14 protein-coding genes are annotated in these 15,537 nt (G+C 61.4%); 5 read left to right on the top strand and 9 right to left on the bottom strand.

The annotated features are described in order from the left end of the window. Window positions 1-253: 253 nt before the first annotated feature. Window positions 254-1,141, top strand: a complete 888-nt coding sequence (locus PMI28_RS27665) for an acyltransferase (protein WP_007981388.1) — start codon at window positions 254-256, stop codon at window positions 1,139-1,141. A gap of 1 nt (window position 1,142) precedes the next feature. Here the strand turns inward: PMI28_RS27665 and PMI28_RS27670 are convergent, their stop codons facing one another. Further along, a complete protein-coding gene (locus PMI28_RS27670) occupies window positions 1,143-1,697 on the bottom strand; it encodes a DUF2780 domain-containing protein (protein ID WP_007981387.1) in 555 nt (184 codons plus the stop codon). Between the two features lie 290 nt (window positions 1,698-1,987). Between PMI28_RS27670 and PMI28_RS27675 the strand changes: the two genes are divergently transcribed. Genes PMI28_RS27675 through PMI28_RS27685 form a run of 3 tightly spaced genes read left to right on the top strand, consistent with a single transcriptional unit; the run spans window position 1,988 to window position 3,933 of the window. Continuing rightward, window positions 1,988-2,581, top strand: a complete 594-nt coding sequence (locus PMI28_RS27675) for a fasciclin domain-containing protein (RefSeq protein ID WP_007981383.1) — start codon at window positions 1,988-1,990, stop codon at window positions 2,579-2,581. 54 nt (window positions 2,582-2,635) lie between these two features. After that, entirely contained in the window at window positions 2,636-3,262 is a 627-nt protein-coding gene (locus PMI28_RS27680; protein WP_007981381.1) for a sigma-70 family RNA polymerase sigma factor, read from the top strand. Further along, complete coding sequence (locus tag PMI28_RS27685; RefSeq protein WP_007981378.1) at window positions 3,259-3,933, top strand: anti-sigma factor; 675 nt, start codon at window positions 3,259-3,261, stop codon at window positions 3,931-3,933. Before PMI28_RS27680 ends, PMI28_RS27685 begins: the two co-directional genes overlap by 4 nt. Before the next feature lie 227 nt (window positions 3,934-4,160). Here the strand turns inward: PMI28_RS27685 and fdhA are convergent, their stop codons facing one another. The 8 genes from fdhA to PMI28_RS27725 all read right to left on the bottom strand — a co-directional run bounded on the left by fdhA (window position 4,161) and on the right by PMI28_RS27725 (window position 14,328). Continuing rightward, window positions 4,161-5,360: a formaldehyde dehydrogenase, glutathione-independent gene (gene fdhA / locus PMI28_RS27690; RefSeq protein WP_007981376.1), complete on the bottom strand. Its 1,200-nt coding sequence runs from the start codon at window positions 5,358-5,360 to the stop codon at window positions 4,161-4,163. A gap of 210 nt (window positions 5,361-5,570) precedes the next feature. Continuing rightward, a complete protein-coding gene (purU, locus tag PMI28_RS27695) occupies window positions 5,571-6,428 on the bottom strand; it encodes a formyltetrahydrofolate deformylase (RefSeq protein ID WP_007981374.1) in 858 nt (285 codons plus the stop codon). Window positions 6,429-6,608: 180 nt separating this feature from the next. Continuing rightward, window positions 6,609-7,241, bottom strand: coding sequence for a sarcosine oxidase subunit gamma (locus PMI28_RS27700; protein WP_007980412.1), 633 nt, complete (start codon window positions 7,239-7,241; stop codon window positions 6,609-6,611). A gap of 165 nt (window positions 7,242-7,406) precedes the next feature. Further along, the gene (locus PMI28_RS27705) at window positions 7,407-10,424 is read right to left on the bottom strand and encodes a sarcosine oxidase subunit alpha (RefSeq protein ID WP_007981371.1); all 3,018 of its coding nucleotides are present in this window, start codon (window positions 10,422-10,424) and stop codon (window positions 7,407-7,409) included. After that, window positions 10,421-10,750 carry a sarcosine oxidase subunit delta gene (locus PMI28_RS27710; RefSeq protein WP_007980417.1) on the bottom strand — a complete coding sequence of 110 codons (330 nt, stop codon included), beginning with the start codon at window positions 10,748-10,750 and terminating at the stop codon, window positions 10,421-10,423. Before PMI28_RS27710 ends, PMI28_RS27705 begins: the two co-directional genes overlap by 4 nt. Window positions 10,751-10,764: 14 nt before the next feature. After that, a complete protein-coding gene (locus PMI28_RS27715; protein WP_007947735.1) occupies window positions 10,765-12,015 on the bottom strand; it encodes a sarcosine oxidase subunit beta in 1,251 nt (416 codons plus the stop codon). Between the two features lie 23 nt (window positions 12,016-12,038). After that, the gene (glyA, locus tag PMI28_RS27720; protein WP_007981369.1) at window positions 12,039-13,292 is read right to left on the bottom strand and encodes a serine hydroxymethyltransferase; all 1,254 of its coding nucleotides are present in this window, start codon (window positions 13,290-13,292) and stop codon (window positions 12,039-12,041) included. 283 nt (window positions 13,293-13,575) lie between these two features. Continuing rightward, on the bottom strand, window positions 13,576-14,328 hold the full coding sequence (locus PMI28_RS27725; protein ID WP_007981366.1) for a TraX family protein: 753 nt from the start codon (window positions 14,326-14,328) through the stop codon (window positions 13,576-13,578). A gap of 132 nt (window positions 14,329-14,460) precedes the next feature. Here PMI28_RS27725 and PMI28_RS27730 point away from each other — a divergent pair, with 132 nt between their 5' ends. Further along, complete coding sequence (locus tag PMI28_RS27730; protein WP_007981364.1) at window positions 14,461-15,501, top strand: threonine aldolase family protein; 1,041 nt, start codon at window positions 14,461-14,463, stop codon at window positions 15,499-15,501. Window positions 15,502-15,537: the final 36 nt, after the last annotated feature.

The following is a 15,537-nucleotide window of genomic DNA, read 5'->3' as shown; positions in this document are numbered from 1 at the left end:
GAAAATGGGGGCGTCGGATGCGAGGTTTTAGACAGTCGTTGAGCCATTCGTTCGCCCCTGAGATCCCTTCGCAGGTTTCGCACTCGACACGAACACTGTGGGAGCGGGCTTGCTCGCGAAGAGGCCAGCATATTCAACACAACTTCAGCGTCGAGCATAGCCATCCAAAAGTGAAACATTCGTCATCAGCCGATTTGGCCTGTCGCCCCAAGCTGCTTATCATGGCGCGCCCAACCGCTTCCACGAGTGACTTATGCGCCGCCTGCTCACCGGCTGTTTCGTGACCCTGCTGCTTCTGCTCAACACCCTGGTCCTGATCGGGCCGTTGATGGTGTTTGCCCTGCTCAAACTGGTCCTGCCTGGCCGTTTTCGCGATTACGCCTCATGGTCGGTGATGTGGATTGCCGAGACCTGGTCCGAGATCGACAAGCTGATCTTCCGTGTCTGTATCCCCACCCGATGGGACATTCGTGGCGGTGACGATCTGCGCCGCGACACCTCGTATCTGGTGATCAGCAACCATCAATCCTGGGTCGACATCCCGGCGCTGATCCAGACGCTGAACCGACGGACACCGTTCTTCAAATTCTTCCTCAAGAAAGAGCTGATCTGGGTGCCCTTCCTGGGCCTGGCGTGGTGGGCGCTGGATTACCCGTTCATGAAGCGCTACAGCAAGGCATTCCTGGCCAGGCACCCGGAACTCGCGGGCAAGGATCTTGAAATCACCAGACAAGCCTGCGAACTGTTCAAGCGCCAACCGGTGACGGTGGTCAATTACCTCGAAGGCACCCGTTTTACGGCGGCTAAACGTGCCCAGCAGCAGTCACCGTTCAATCACCTGCTCAAGCCCAAGGCCGGCGGAGTGGCGTTTGTGCTGGCGGCAATGGGTGAACAGCTGGACGCGATTCTCGATGTGACGGTGGTTTATCCGCAACAGAAGATTCCGGGGTTCTGGGACCTGATCAGCGGCAATGTGCCAAGCGTCATCATCGACATCCGGACCCGCGAACTCGACCCGACGCTGTGGCAGGGCGATTACGAAAACGATCCGCTGTTTCGTGAAAAAATCCAGAACTGGGTCAACCAGCTCTGGATCGAGAAGGATCAGCGCATCGACGCCTTGCGCGCCGGGCGCCGCTGAATCAACTACCGGTGCCGGCACCCCAGATCCCGCCCAGGCTGCTCAGCAGCGTACCGCCGACACCCTGCTGACCAAGGTATTGCAGGAGCACCGGGGTAAACAGGCCGATCATGCCGCTGTCCATACCCAGGGCGCTGAAGGCGTTGTTCAGGTCGTTGGTGTCCTTGACGTTGCCCAGGGCATTATCCAGCCCTACAGCTTTGCCGCTGGAGCCGAGCAGACCGGCCAGCGCACCCAACTCACCGCCTCCCGAGAGCATGTCGATGCCCGGCACGCTTTTGGCCAGTTCCGAATAGTCGTTCGAACTCAACTGGTTCTTCGCCAGACCCAGCATCGCCCCGGCGCCGCCGATGGCTTGCTGTGGGGTGATGTTCAATTCACTGAGGGTGCTCAGCAGGTCGGCTGTCTGCGGCGTCGGTGCGGCAGTCGCGGTCGCGTCACCGCCCTTCATACCTGCAATGGCATTGGCCGCATCGCTCAGGTTGAACTGTGCAAAGGCCGGGCTGACCGCCAGGGTCAAGAGCGATGCCAGGGCAAAACCGCGTGAAATCTTCATTCAGACATCCTCTATGAACACCGCCCGGCAATGGGCGGCGCAAAACTGTGCGTTTGACTGATATGCCCCGACATTGTTCCCGCCATCCATCGTAGGAGCGAGCTTGCTCGCGATGAACTCCAGGGCACTGCGTTTATCCAGGCAGCCCCCGTCTTCGTTAACCTCCATCGCGAGCAAGCTCGCTCCTACAGGAAAAAATCCCCCCAACACTGCATCCAGCCTGCCACCACGCACGTATATCAAGCACGGACAGACACTCCTGGCCGATTCTCATCACAAGGATCATCACCATGAAACGCACTTCGATCAAAACGCCATTGATTGCCAGCCTGCTGACCCTGGCCCTTGGTGGCGGACTCGTCCTGAACACCGTGCAAGCGGCGGACATGGGCCACGACACTGTCACGGTCGGCGGTCAGACCATGCTGCCGAGCAAGGACATCATCGATAACGCGGTTAACTCCGCCGATCACACCACTCTGGTCGCCGCGGTAAAAGCCGCCGGCCTGGTCGACACCCTCAAGGGCAAAGGTCCGTTCACCGTGTTCGCCCCGGTCAATTCGGCCTTCACCGCGCTACCCGCGGGCACCGTCGACACCCTGCTCAAACCGGCCAACAAAGCCACGCTGACCCACATCCTCACCTACCACGTGGTCGCCGGGAAACTCGACATGATGACCCTGGCCGAGAAGATCAGGGCCGGTGGCGGCAAGGCCGAACTGACCACGGTTGCCGGCGGCAAACTGTGGGCCATGATGAACGGCCCGCACAACATCACCATCAAGGATGAAAAGGGCGACGTCGCTGACATCACCACCTACGACGTATACCAGTCCAACGGGGTGATTCAGGTCATCGACAAGGTGCTGATGCCGAAAAGCTGAGCCGTGCCGCCGTCCCCGCACATCGGGGGCGGCGGTCCGCCCGAGGTGTTCGCCGTGAATGGAACAACTGCGCGCCGTGAACTAACCTCTGCCTGCAACCGGCCCCCTGCTCCGCTTTCCGGGAGAACCGCCATTCCCATCACCGACGCCGATCAGCTCAGGCAACTGCTGGCCCAGTGTTCACTGGGCGACCGCCGCGCCTTCGAGACGCTGTACCGCAGTGTCGGCCCGCGCCTGCATGGGGTAGCGCTGCGCTTCATGGGCCGTCCGGACCTGGCCGAAGAGGTGCTGCAAGAGAGTTTCGTGCGCATCTGGAACAATGCATCGCGCTACGAAGCGCATTTGTCGGCGCCGTTGACCTGGATGGTCAACATCACCCGTCATCAGGCCATCGACCAGTTGCGCAAACACCGCGATCGGCCATTGAGCGATTTCGAAGAACAAATGCTCGTGGATGAAAGCCCATCGGCCGACGAGCAACTGGCCAGCGCCCACGAGGCCAGCGCCCTGAACCGCTGTCTGGACAGCCTCGAAGGCATGCAGCGCCAGTCGATTACCGTCGCCTATTTCCAGGGACTGTCGTGCTCCGAACTGGCCGAACACCTGGCCGCGCCGCTGGGCTCGGTGAAGTCCTGGATCCGTCGCGGCATGGAACGCCTGCGCAGGTGCCTTGAATCATGAACTATCGAACCCCGACCCTGCGCCGCGCCCTTGCCGCCGACTATGCCATTGGCTTGATGCCTGCCACCGCGCGCCGGCGTTTCGAACAGCTGTTGCTGGAAGATGCGGCCTTGCGCGCAGAACTGGCACAGTGGCAGGAAAGCCTGCTCAGCCTGACCGATGCCCTGCCGGAGCAGCCGGTGCCGGATCGCGTCTGGCAAGGCATTACTGCGCGGATCGAACCGCAAGTGCTGCACGTGCCAGAGAAGCGTCCGTTCTGGAATTGGCTGCGAGTGACGGCGGCAGTTTGCTCGCTGCTGATCGCAGTGACTCTCGGCGTGCTCTACCTCCCCGACGACGCCCGCTACAGCGCCACATTGGTCAACGCCGACGCGCAACCCGCGATGCGCGTACAGGCCCACGAGAATTACCTGCAAGTCGAGCCGCTGACGCTGGCGGCTGTCGAACCTGGGCAAAGTCTGGAGTTGTGGGCGATTCCGGCGGACGGCAAGCCGATCTCCCTCGGCGTGATTCCGACTGGAGGCAAAGGCAAGGTGGAATTGAGCGAAACGCAGAAAGCGCTGATCGGCAAGCCGATTGCGCTGGCGGTCAGCCTTGAGCCGAAGGGTGGCTCGCCGACCGGGCAACCGACGGGGCCAGTGTTGTATCAAGGGGCGTTGGCGGCGCTTTGAAAACACTGATCCGCCTTTGTGAGTGTGCTTTTGTGGCGAGGGAGCTTGCTCCCGCTCGGCGGCGCAGCCGTCGCAAACCACCCACCACGGTATAGCTGATAGACCCCACGCTCATGATTTAGGGCCGCTTCGCAGCCCAGCGGGAGCAAGCTCCCTCGCCACAAAGTGGATACACCGCCCAAACAAAACGGCGACCCGAAGGTCGCCGTTTTTTATTGCGTGAAGACTTACGCCGCGCTGAACATCTTGTGCGGATCGATCACAAACTTCTTCGGCACGCCGGCATCGAACTCGCCATAACCCTGCGGAGCCTGATCCAGGCTGATCACCTGAACGCCCACCACTTCGGCGATGTTGATACGGTCCCACATGATTGCCTGCATCAGCTGGCGGTTGTACTTCATCACCGGGGTCTGGCCGGTGTGGAAGCTGTGGGATTTGGCCCAGCCCAGACCGAAGCGGATGCTCAGGCTGCCCATTTTTGCGGCAGCGTCGACAGCGCCCGGGTCTTCGGTGACGTACAGGCCGGGGATACCGATCTTGCCGGCTACACGCACCACGCCCATCAGCGAGTTGAGTACGGTGGCCGGGGCTTCGTGTTTCACGCCGTCATGGCCATGGCCACGGGCTTCGAAGCCTACGGCGTCGATGGCGCAATCCACTTCCGGTTCGCCCAGCAGCGCAGCGATTTGCTCGTGCAGCGGCGTGTCGAGGGACAAGTCGGCGATTTCGAAACCCTGGGCCTTGGCGTGGGCCAGGCGGATGGTGTTGACGTCACCGACGATCACCACGGCAGCACCCAGCAGGCGAGCCGAAGCGGCAGCGGCCAGACCAACCGGGCCGGCGCCAGCGATGTACACAGTGCTGCCCGGGCCAACGCCGGCAGTCACTGCGCCGTGGTAACCGGTTGGCAGGATGTCGGAGAGGCAGGTCAGGTCGCGGATTTTTTCCATCGCCCGATCGCGATCCGGCAGTTTCAACAGGTTGAAGTCGGCGTACGGCACCATGGCGTATTCCGCCTGACCACCGGTCCAGTCGCCCATGTCGACGTAACCGTAGGCACCGCCCGGACGCGCCGGGTTGACGCTCAGGCACACGCCGGTGTGCATTTCCTTACAGGAACGGCAGCGCCCGCAAGCCACGTTGAACGGTACCGAGACCAGGTCGCCGATTTGCAGGTTTTCGACGTCACTGCCCTTCTCGATCACTTCACCGGTGATCTCGTGACCCAGCACCAGGCCGGTTTGCGCCGTGGTACGACCGCGCACCATGTGCTGGTCGGAACCACAGATGTTGGTGGACACCACACGCAGGATGACAGCGTGTTCAATCTTCCTGCCACGCGGGTCCTGCATTTTCGGATAGTCAATCTTCTGCACTTCGACCTTGCCAGCGCCGAGATACACCACACCACGATTGCCAGACATGCTTTCACCTCGCTGTTGTTTTTATGTAGCGGTCGCGTCGCCATGGATCGGCGGCGCGTTGATTGCCCGGGGTATTGCCTGTGTCTTTTTGCGTTGTCTGTCAGGGCCTCTTCGCGAGCAAGCCCGCTCCCACATTTGATCTCTGGTGTGATTGAGACCTGTGTACTCACACAAATCCCCTGTGGGAGCGGGCTTGCTCGCGAAAGCGATCTAAAGAACGACGGTGCGATTGGCGTTAAGGAACACGCGACGTTCAATGTGATACCCCACGGCCCGGGCCAGCGTCAGCCCTTCGATATCCCGCCCCTTGGCGATCAAATCCTCGGGATAATGGCTGTGGTCCACCGCTTCCACACCCTGGGCAATGATCGGACCTTCATCCAGGTCGTTGTTGATGTAATGCGCGGTGGCACCGACCAGTTTCACGCCCTTGTTGTAGGCCTGGTGATAGGGCTTGGCGCCCTTGAACCCGGGCAGCAGGGAGTGGTGGATGTTGATCGCCTTGCCATCGAGCTTGCGGCACAACTCCGGCGACAGCACTTGCATGTAGCGCGCAAGAATCACCAGTTCCGCACCGGACTCTTCAATGACCTGCCATACCTGACGTTCCTGGGACGGCTTGTCGTTCGGATCCAGCGGGAAGTGGTAGTACGGAATCTGGTGCCAGTCGGCCAGTGGCTTGAGGTCCGGGTGGTTGGAGACCACGGCGGCGACGTCCATCGACAACTGACCGATGCGTTGGCGATAGAGCAAGTCGTTGAGGCAGTGATCGGCCTTGGAGACCATGATCACCACTTTCGGCCGGTAGTTCGGCGCGGTCAGTTCGAAAATCATGCCGAAGGCTTCGCCACGCTCGGCCAGACCCGCACGGAACGACTGTTCGTCGAAACCATCGGGTTGGCGAAATTCCACGCGAATGAAAAAACGACCCGAGAGCCGGTCATCGAAGGAATGGTGTTCAGTGACGTAGCAGCCCTGCTCGAACAGAAAGCGGGTCACCGCGTCCACGGTGCCGAGGACGCTGGGGCAGTCGGCGGTCAGAATCCATGTGTCTGGGGCGCGGCTCATAATGCGTGACTCCTGTTCGAAAGTAGCAGCAACGCCGCTTTGTGTAGCAGCTGCCGAAGGCTGCGTTCGGCGGCGAAGCCTTCGTAAAACCTGAATCCCGGATCAGTCTGAAAGAACCCTGTCGCAGGTTTGACGACGACTTCGTCGTCGAACGCAGCCTACGGCAGCTGCTACAGGAATTCAGGCCTGGACGCTGAGGCCATACTCGGCAGAAGCATCCTGCAACCACAACCACCAGTAATCCGAGAAACTGCGACGAATCAGCAGTTCCCAGGTGTCTTCGGCGGTGTGACGGATCATCAGTTGCGACTTGGCGAACACCGTGCCGACGGCTTTGCCCACCGGGAAGTTGTTCGGGTGCACGTCATAGCTGGTGGACTTCATCAGCACCTGGCGCACGTTCGGGCCGCTCAGTTCGAGGAGTTGCTGGCCGCCGCTGACGTTGACGATTGCAATGTGCAGATCGCCCAGTGCTTTGCGCAGTTTTTGCTCGGCGGCCAGTTCTTCACCGGTCGGCACGATCAGCAGCCACTCATCCGGCCCCATCCATTGCAAACTGGTTTCGCCTTTGACGATAACGCTCAGCGCGCCCGGCAATTCAATGCCCAGGGCCTTGTGCACGCCTGCGGCAAACGCGGCATCGTGGCCATCGCCACGGATGGTCAGGTGACCGAGGAGTTTTTTCTCACGCACGGTCACGCCGGCGTTCTTGCGGCCCTTGCCCACCAGGCTGGCGAGGTCGGCATGATGCAACGACGACTCGGCCTTGGCCCCGGAGGTTGGGCGTTGTTGGTAAACATTGGCTGCGGTCATAAAGCACCTGTTCTGAATTCTGTTGGTTCCGGCCTTTGTGGTGGCTGTTCCGCCGCCTTCGCGAGCAAGCCCGCTCCCACATTCGACCGCATTCCCCTGTGGGAGCGGGCTTGCTCGCGAATGGGCCGACTCGGTGTCATTGCCCACTCACAAGTCTTGAAGCCATCAAACGTTCTGGCGTTCACCCTTCGGATCGAAGAACACCGAAGAAACGATTTCCGCCTCGATCACGCTGCCATCGGCCAGCGGTGCGAACACTCGCTCGCCCATCCGCTGCAACCCGCCCTTGACCACGCCCATGGCAAACGAATAGCCCAGGGAGTTGTGCAAGTAACTGGAAGTCACGTGACCCACCATGGTCATCGGGATGGCTTGCTTGGTGTTGAACACCAGTTGCGCACCTTCCGGCAGCCATTTGGTCGGATCGATCGGCTTCAGGCCAACCAGCTGTTTGCGCTGATCACGCACACAGTCTTCACGGTTCATGCCACGCCAGCCGATCCACGAGAACGGTTTGGTGCGACCGACACACCAGCCCATATTCAGGTCGTCCGGGGTCATCGAGCTGTCAGTGTCCTGACCGACGATGATGAAGCCCTTCTCGGCCCGCAGCACGTGCATGGTTTCGGTGCCATATGGCGTCAGGTTGTACTTCTTGCCGGCGTCGACGATTTTTTCCAGTACGCCCATGGCGTAGTCGGCTTGCACGTTGACTTCGTACGACAGCTCGCCGGTAAACGAAATCCGGAACACCCGCGCTGGTACACCACCCACCAGACCTTCTTTCCAGGTCATGAACGGGAAGGCTTCGCTGCTCAAGTCGATGTCGGTGACTTCGCTGAGCAGCTTGCGGCTGTTCGGCCCGGACAGGGTCATGGTCGCCCAGTGGTCGGTGACGGAGGTGAAGTACACCTTCATGTCCGGCCATTCGGTCTGGTGGTACAGCTCCAGCCACTGCAGCACGCGTGCCGCGCCGCCGGTGGTGGTGGTCATGACGAAATGGTTGTCGGCCAGGCAAGCCGTCACGCCGTCGTCGAAGACCATGCCGTCTTCTTTGCACATCAGGCCGTAGCGCGCCTTGCCCACGTCGAGCTTGGTCCAGGCGTTGGTGTAGACGCGGTTGAGGAACTCGCGCGCATCCGGGCCCTGGATGTCGATCTTGCCCAGGGTCGAAGCATCGAGCAGGCCGACACTGTCGCGCACGGCTTTGCATTCGCGCTTCACCGCGGCATGCAGGTCTTCACCGGATTTCGGGAAGTACCAAGGACGCTTCCACTGGCCGACATCTTCGAACTCGGCGCCGTTTTTCAGGTGCCATTGATGCAGCGCGGTGTAACGCACCGGCTCGAAGATATGCCCACAGTGACGACCGGCCACGGCGCCGAAAGTCACCGGCGTGTAGTTCGGACGGAACATGGTGGTGCCCATCTGCGGGATGGTCACGTTCAGCGAGCGGGCAGCGATGGCCAGGCCGTTGACGTTGCCGAGCTTGCCCTGATCGGTGCCGAAGCCCAGTGCGGTGTAGCGCTTGACGTGCTCGACCGACTCGAAGCCCTCGCGGGTCGCCAGTTCGATGGCGGCGGCGGTGACGTCGTTTTGCAGGTCGACGAATTGCTTCGGCGCACGTGCGGTGTTCTTTTCGTGCGGTACCTGGAACAGCGCCAGGGTCGGTTCTTCGAGACGGCTCAGAGCTTTCGGCAGCACGCCTTCGACCGATTGGAAGCCGGCTTCGGCGGCGGCGCGCACACCACCTTCAAAACCATCGGCCAGGGAATCGCCAAGACCGTAGACGCCGTTGATGCCACCGACGCACACGCGTTTCTGCGGTGCTTCGCCCGGTACGAAACCGAGGATGTCTTCGCGCCAGATCGGCTTGCCACCCAGGTGCGAAGCCAGGTGAACCACCGGGCTGTAGCCACCGGAGCTGGCCACCACGTCGCATTCAAGCCATTCGCCTGGGCTGGTCACGGTGTGGGCTTTGACATCAATGGCGGCCACACGGGCAGCGGTCACGCGCTTGCTGCCACGGGCCTCGATCACGGCGCTGCCGGTGAGGATGCGGATGCCTTTGGCGCGGGCCTCTTCCACCAGCGCACCACGCGGGTTGCTGCGGGCGTCGGCGATGGCCACCACTTGCAGGCTGGCATCGAGCCAATCCAGGGCAACGCGGTAGGCGTGGTCGTTGTTAGTGCTCAAGACCAGCTTCTTGCCCGGTGCCACGCCGTAACGACGCACGTAGGTCGAGATGGCGCCGGCGAGCATGTTGCCCGGTACATCGTTGTTGCCGTAGACCAGTGGACGCTCGTGAGCGCCGGTCGCCAGCACCACACGCTTGGCACGAACCCGGTGGATGCGCTGACGCACCTGGCCAATCGGGGCGCGGTCGCCGAGGTGATCGGTCAGGCGCTCGTGAATGGTCAGGAAGTTGTGGTCGTGATAGCCATTGACGGTGGCGCGCGGCAACAGCAGCACGTCCGGGGTGTTCTTCAATTCGTCGATGACGCTGGCGACCCACTCCATTGCCGGCTTGCCGTCGAGGCTTTCGCGGGAATCGAGCAGGCTGCCACCGAACTCTTCCTGCTCATCGGCGAGGATCACGCGGGCACCGCTGCGCGCAGCCGCCAGTGCAGCAGCCAGACCGGCAGGGCCGGCGCCGACGATCAGCACGTCGCAGTGCTGGTTCATGTAGTCGTAGGTGTCCGGATCGTTCTCGGTCGGCGAGCGGCCCAGGCCGGCAGCCTTGCGGATGTACTTCTCGTAAGTCATCCAGAACGATTGCGGGTACATGAAGGTTTTGTAGTAGAAGCCCGGTGGCATCAGCTTGCCGCCGACCTTGCCGAGAATCCCCATCATGTCGTTGTTCACGCTCGGCCAGCCGTTGGTGCTGGTGGCGACCAAACCTTGATACAGCGCCTGTTGCGTGGCGCGCACGTTCGGAATCTGCGTGGCTTCAGTGGCGCCGATCTGCAGCACCGCGTTCGGCTCTTCGGCACCGGCGGCGAAGATGCCGCGCGGACGGGAATACTTGAAGCTGCGACCGATGATGTCGACGCCGTTGGCCAGCAGTGCAGCGGCCAGGGAATCGCCTTCGAAGCCTTTGTAGTTCTGGCCGTTGAAGGTGAAGGTCAAGACTTTGTTGCGGTCGATCCGTCCGCCGTTGGACAGGCGATTGATCTGGCTCATACCTTCTCTCCCAGAGCCGTGCTGGCCGCTTTCGGGCTATCGGTCTTGTCGGTGAATTGTGGCTTGGTGCCGATCTTGTAGGTTTCGAGAATCTCGTAGGTCACGGTGTCGCGGGTGACGTTGAAGTACTGACGGCAACCGGCGACGTGATCCCACAGCTCGTGGTGCAGACCGCGCGGGTTGTCGCGGAAGAACATGTAGTCGCCCCACTCCTCGTCGGTGCAGCTGTTCGGATCCAGTGGACGCGGGATGTGCGCCTGGCCGGATGCATGGAATTCCTCTTCGGAGCGCAGTTCGCCGCAGTGAGGACAGAAGATATGCAACATGGGGATTTCTCCTGTTAGTGGGCGACCGCAGCAGCGCCGTGTTCATCGATCAACGCACCGTTGTGGAAACGGTCGATGGAGAAAGGTGCGGCCAACGGGTGCATTTCACCCTTGGCCAGGCTTGCGGCAAACACGTTGCCCGAGCCAGGTGTAGCCTTGAAGCCGCCGGTGCCCCAACCGCAGTTGAAGAACATGTTCGGTACCGGGGTTTTCGAAATGATCGGGCAGGCATCCGGCGTGGTGTCGACGATGCCGCCCCACTGACGGTTCATGCGTACGCGCGACAGCACCGGGAACATCTCGACGATGGCCTGGATGGTGTGCTCGATCACCGGGTACGAACCACGCTGGCCGTAGCCGTTGTAGCCGTCGATACCGGCGCCGATCACCAGGTCGCCCTTGTCGGACTGGCTGATGTAGCCGTGCACGGCGTTGGACATGATCACGCTGTCAATAATCGGCTTGATCGGCTCGGACACCAGCGCTTGCAGCGGATGGGATTCGATCGGCAGGCGGAAACCGGCGAGCTTGGCCATGTGCCCGGAGTTACCGGCAGTCACTACACCGACGCGCTTGGCGCCAATGAAGCCCTTGTTGGTTTCAACGCCGATGCACACGCCGTTTTCCTTGCGGAAACCGATCACTTCGGTCTGCTGGATCAGGTCCACGCCGAGGGCATCGGCGGCACGGGCAAAGCCCCAGGCCACGGCATCGTGACGGGCCACGCCGCCGCGACGCTGGACGGTTGCGCCCATCACCGGGTAGCGAGTGTTTTTCGAGCAGTCGAGGTACGGGATCTCGTCGGCCACTTGCTTGGCATCGAGCAGTTCACCGTCCACGCCGTTGAGGCGGTTGGCGCTGACCCGACGCTCGGAATCACGGATGTCCTGCAGGGTGTGACACAGGTTGTAGACGCCGCGCTGGGAGAACATCACGTTGTAGTTGAGGTCCTGGGACAGGCCTTCCCACAGTTTCATCGCGTGTTCGTACAGGTGCGCCGACTCGTCCCACAGGTAGTTGGAACGCACGATGGTGGTGTTGCGCGCGGTGTTACCGCCGCCCAGCCAGCCTTTCTCGACCACGGCCACGTTGGTGATGCCGTGTTCCTTGGCCAGGTAGTAAGCCGTGGCGAGACCATGCCCGCCACCGCCGACGATGACCACGTCGTAGACCTTTTTAGGGGTCGGCGTGCGCCACATTTTCTGCCAGTTTTCATGATGGCTGAGAGAGTGTTTGAAGAGGCCGAAGCCCGAGTAGCGTTGCATAGTCATTTACTCCAAAACCGCGCTCAGCGATAAACCGGGAAGTCCGCGCACAGGGCTGCCACTTGCTGCGCGACATTGGCCTCGACATCGGCATCGCCGAGGTTGTCGAGGATGTCGCAGATCCAGCCGGCCAGCGTGACGCACTGGGTCACCTTGAAGCCGCGAGTGGTCACCGCCGGGGTGCCGATGCGCAGGCCGGAGGTGACGAACGGCGACTGTGGATCGTTCGGGACAGCGTTCTTGTTCACAGTGATGTGGGCGCGACCGAGTGCTGCATCCGCGTCCTTGCCGGTCAGGCCCTGACGGATCAGGCTGACCAGGAACAGGTGGTTGTCGGTACCGCCGGACACTACATCGTAGCCGCGTTTGATAAATACGCCGGCCATGGCCTGGGCGTTATCAATCACTTGTTGCTGATAAGCCTTGAAGCTTGGCTCCAGCGCTTCCTTGAAGCACACTGCCTTACCGGCGATCACGTGCATCAGCGGGCCGCCCTGGGCACCCGGGAAAACTGCCGCGTTGAGCTTCTTCTCAATTTCTTCGTTGGACTTGGCCAGGATCAGCCCGCCACGCGGACCGCGCAGGGTCTTGTGGGTGGTGGTGGTGACCACATCGGCGTAAGGCAGCGGGTTCGGGTACAGGCCGGCAGCGACCAGACCGGCAACGTGGGCCATGTCGACGAACAGCAGTGCACCGACCTTGTCGGCGATCTGGCGGAAGCGCGGGAAGTCGAGGGTCTTGGAGTAGGCCGAGAAACCGGCAACGATCATCTTCGGCTTGCACTCGACGGCCAGGCGCTCGACTTCGTCGTAGTCGATCAGGCCGGTCTTGGTGTCGATACCGTACTGCACGGCGTTGTACAGCTTGCCCGAAGACGACACTTTGGCGCCGTGGGTCAGGTGACCACCGTGGGCCAGGCTCATGCCGAGGATGGTGTCGCCGGCTTGCAACAGGGCCAGGTACACGGCGCTGTTGGCCGAGGAACCGGAGTGCGGCTGCACGTTGGCGTAATCGGCGCCGAACAGTTGCTTGGCGCGTTCGATGGCCAGGGCTTCAACCTTGTCGACGTGTTCACAACCGCCGTAGTAGCGCTTGCCCGGATAACCTTCGGCGTATTTGTTGGTCAGGCCGCTGCCTTGCGCTTCCATGACACGCTTGCTGGTGTAGTTCTCCGACGCGATCAGCTCGATGTGATCTTCCTGACGTTGCTCTTCGGCATTCATAGCCGCCAGCAGTGCATCGTCGTAACCCTGGATCTGGTCTTGCTTGCTGAACATCGCGTCTCTCCCAGCGGCGGCGGTGCGCCATTCGTCTCGGTGAGGCACTGGTTTTTCGGCAGTGCCCTTTGATAGCGATGGTATGACCGGCTTCGAGTGGTCAAATGCCTATGGACGCCACGCAAAGGTGCGTTTACGACATGGCGGGAAATGGCATGCCAGACACAAACCTCAAATCAGCATGGATCCCTTGTGGGAGCGGGCTTGCTCGCGAAGGCGGTGTGTCAGCAACATGGATGTCGCCTGACACTCCCTCTTCGCGAGCAAGCCCGCTCCCACAGGGTCAGGCGATAGCCTGTCGCACTGCGAGCAACAACAGGAAATGCACGGGATAAAGGGCATACGCCCAACGCCGCATCGGCGGTGCTTTTACGCCTTTTACATGTCGCAACAAGAACAGCCCGAGCCATGGCGCAATCAGACAAGTGGCAACTGCCGCCATCGCCACCTGATTGCCCAATCGAACGGAGTAGTACAGTACCTGCCATTGATTGGCCGCAAGACAGACCAACCCCGGCAACAGCGCGAAATACCAGGGACGGCGGATCACCAGCAGTATCGCCAGCGGCAACAGGACGCCAAAGAAACCGAACATCAATCGCTGGGAGAACAACGCCGCCAACAGCAACGCAACGGCCGCCAGCAGTCGCGATGCAAGTACCGGCTGCTGCCAGCCACGGGCCACCAGCAGACCCAGGGCAAGGGTGGGCAACACGTTCAAGGTGTCGGGATCGGGAATGTACATCCGGTAGGGAACTTCACTCACCGCGCTAAACAGCAACAACCAACCCAGATAGCGCCACTGGCCGCCGGTCGTCGGAGCCCGCACGCGCGCCAGGTTGGCCGCCATCGCCAGACAGAACCACGGAAACGCCAGGCGCCCCGGCACATACAACAGATCGACGGAATAACCGACATATCGCAGGTGATCGAGCACCATGCTCAAAAGCGCCAGCCACTTGAGCAGATCCAGTGCACCGTCGCGCTGCTTTAAGTGCATGGCCTTGTGCATGGTCTTGTGCATTGTCACGTGCATAATTGCCCTTCGACACTGTATTTTCCCCACAGCGACATCCTGTGCGCTCCACCTGACGATCTTGGGTACAGTGCGCACCCTCATTGACCACGGGACGCTTCACCATAGGCATCTCGACCACGGAAGCAGGCCATGACCGACAAGAGCCAACAATTCGCCAGCGACAACTATTCCGGCATCTGCCCTGAAGCCTGGGCCGCCATGGAACAGGCCAACCACGGCCACCAGCGTGCATACGGCGACGACGAGTGGACCGCACGCGCCTCCGACGATTTCCGCAAACTGTTTGAAACCGACTGCGAAGTGTTTTTCGCCTTCAACGGCACCGCCGCCAACTCGCTGGCGCTGTCGTCGCTGTGCCAGAGTTACCACAGCGTGATCTGCTCGGAAACCGCCCACGTCGAAACCGACGAATGCGGCGCCCCGGAATTCTTCTCCAACGGTTCCAAACTGCTGATCGCGCGCACTGAAAACGGCAAGCTGACCCCGGAATCGATCCGCGAGGTCGCGCTCAAGCGCCAGGACATCCATTACCCGAAACCCCGCGTCGTCACCCTGACCCAGGCCACCGAAGTCGGCAGCGTCTACACCCCGGACGAAATCCGCGCCATCAGCGCCACCTGCAAGGAACTGGGCCTGAACCTGCACATGGACGGCGCACGCTTCTCCAACGCCTGCGCGTTCCTCGGCTGCTCGCCGGCTGACCTGACCTGGAAGGCCGGCGTCGACGTGTTGTGCTTCGGCGGCACCAAGAACGGCATGGCGGTGGGCGAGGCGATCCTGTTCTTCAACCACAAACTGGCCGAAGACTTCGATTACCGCTGCAAACAGGCCGGGCAGCTGGCATCGAAAATGCGTTTCCTGTCGGCGCCGTGGGTCGGAATCCTGGAAAACGACGCCTGGCTCAAATACGCCCGCCACGCCAACCACTGCGCGCAATTGCTGGCCGAGCTGGTCAGCGACATTCCGGGGGTAGAGCTGATGTTCCCGGTGCAGGCCAACGGCGTGTTCCTGCAACTGTCGGAACCGGCCATCGCCGCGCTGACCGCCAGGGGCTGGCGCTTCTACACCTTCATCGGCAACGGCGGCGCACGCTTCATGTGCTCGTGGGATACCGAGGAAGAGCGTGTGCGTGAGTTGGCGCGGGACATTCGTGAAGTGATGTCCCACTAAAACCCTGGTTTACACCGCCCCCCTGTGGGAGCGGGC

The sequence above is a fragment of the Pseudomonas sp. GM48 genome (assembly GCF_000282335.1).
GTDB lineage: Bacteria > Pseudomonadota > Gammaproteobacteria > Pseudomonadales > Pseudomonadaceae > Aquipseudomonas.
Note: the sequence above shows the minus strand (reverse complement) of the source record. Positions and strands in the feature narration are given on the sequence as shown.

Bases quoted from the DNA above. Each gene is read 5' to 3' on its own strand.
- glyA (WP_007981369.1), bottom strand. From the start codon at position 13,292: ATGTTCAGCAAGCAAGACCAGATCCAGGGTTACGACGATGCACTGCTG.
- fdhA (WP_007981376.1), bottom strand. From the start codon at position 5,360: ATGTCTGGCAATCGTGGTGTGGTGTATCTCGGCGCTGGCAAGGTCGAA.
- PMI28_RS27675 (WP_007981383.1), top strand. From the start codon at position 1,988: ATGAAACGCACTTCGATCAAAACGCCATTGATTGCCAGCCTGCTGACC.
- PMI28_RS27685 (WP_007981378.1), top strand. From the start codon at position 3,259: ATGAACTATCGAACCCCGACCCTGCGCCGCGCCCTTGCCGCCGACTAT.
- PMI28_RS27730 (WP_007981364.1), top strand. From the start codon at position 14,461: ATGACCGACAAGAGCCAACAATTCGCCAGCGACAACTATTCCGGCATC.
- PMI28_RS27725 (WP_007981366.1), bottom strand. From the start codon at position 14,328: ATGCACGTGACAATGCACAAGACCATGCACAAGGCCATGCACTTAAAG.
- PMI28_RS27715 (WP_007947735.1), bottom strand. From the start codon at position 12,015: ATGCAACGCTACTCGGGCTTCGGCCTCTTCAAACACTCTCTCAGCCAT.
- PMI28_RS27665 (WP_007981388.1), top strand. From the start codon at position 254: ATGCGCCGCCTGCTCACCGGCTGTTTCGTGACCCTGCTGCTTCTGCTC.
- purU (WP_007981374.1), bottom strand. From the start codon at position 6,428: ATGAGCCGCGCCCCAGACACATGGATTCTGACCGCCGACTGCCCCAGC.
- PMI28_RS27710 (WP_007980417.1), bottom strand. From the start codon at position 10,750: ATGTTGCATATCTTCTGTCCTCACTGCGGCGAACTGCGCTCCGAAGAG.
- PMI28_RS27670 (WP_007981387.1), bottom strand. From the start codon at position 1,697: ATGAAGATTTCACGCGGTTTTGCCCTGGCATCGCTCTTGACCCTGGCG.
- PMI28_RS27700 (WP_007980412.1), bottom strand. From the start codon at position 7,241: ATGACCGCAGCCAATGTTTACCAACAACGCCCAACCTCCGGGGCCAAG.
- PMI28_RS27705 (WP_007981371.1), bottom strand. From the start codon at position 10,424: ATGAGCCAGATCAATCGCCTGTCCAACGGCGGACGGATCGACCGCAAC.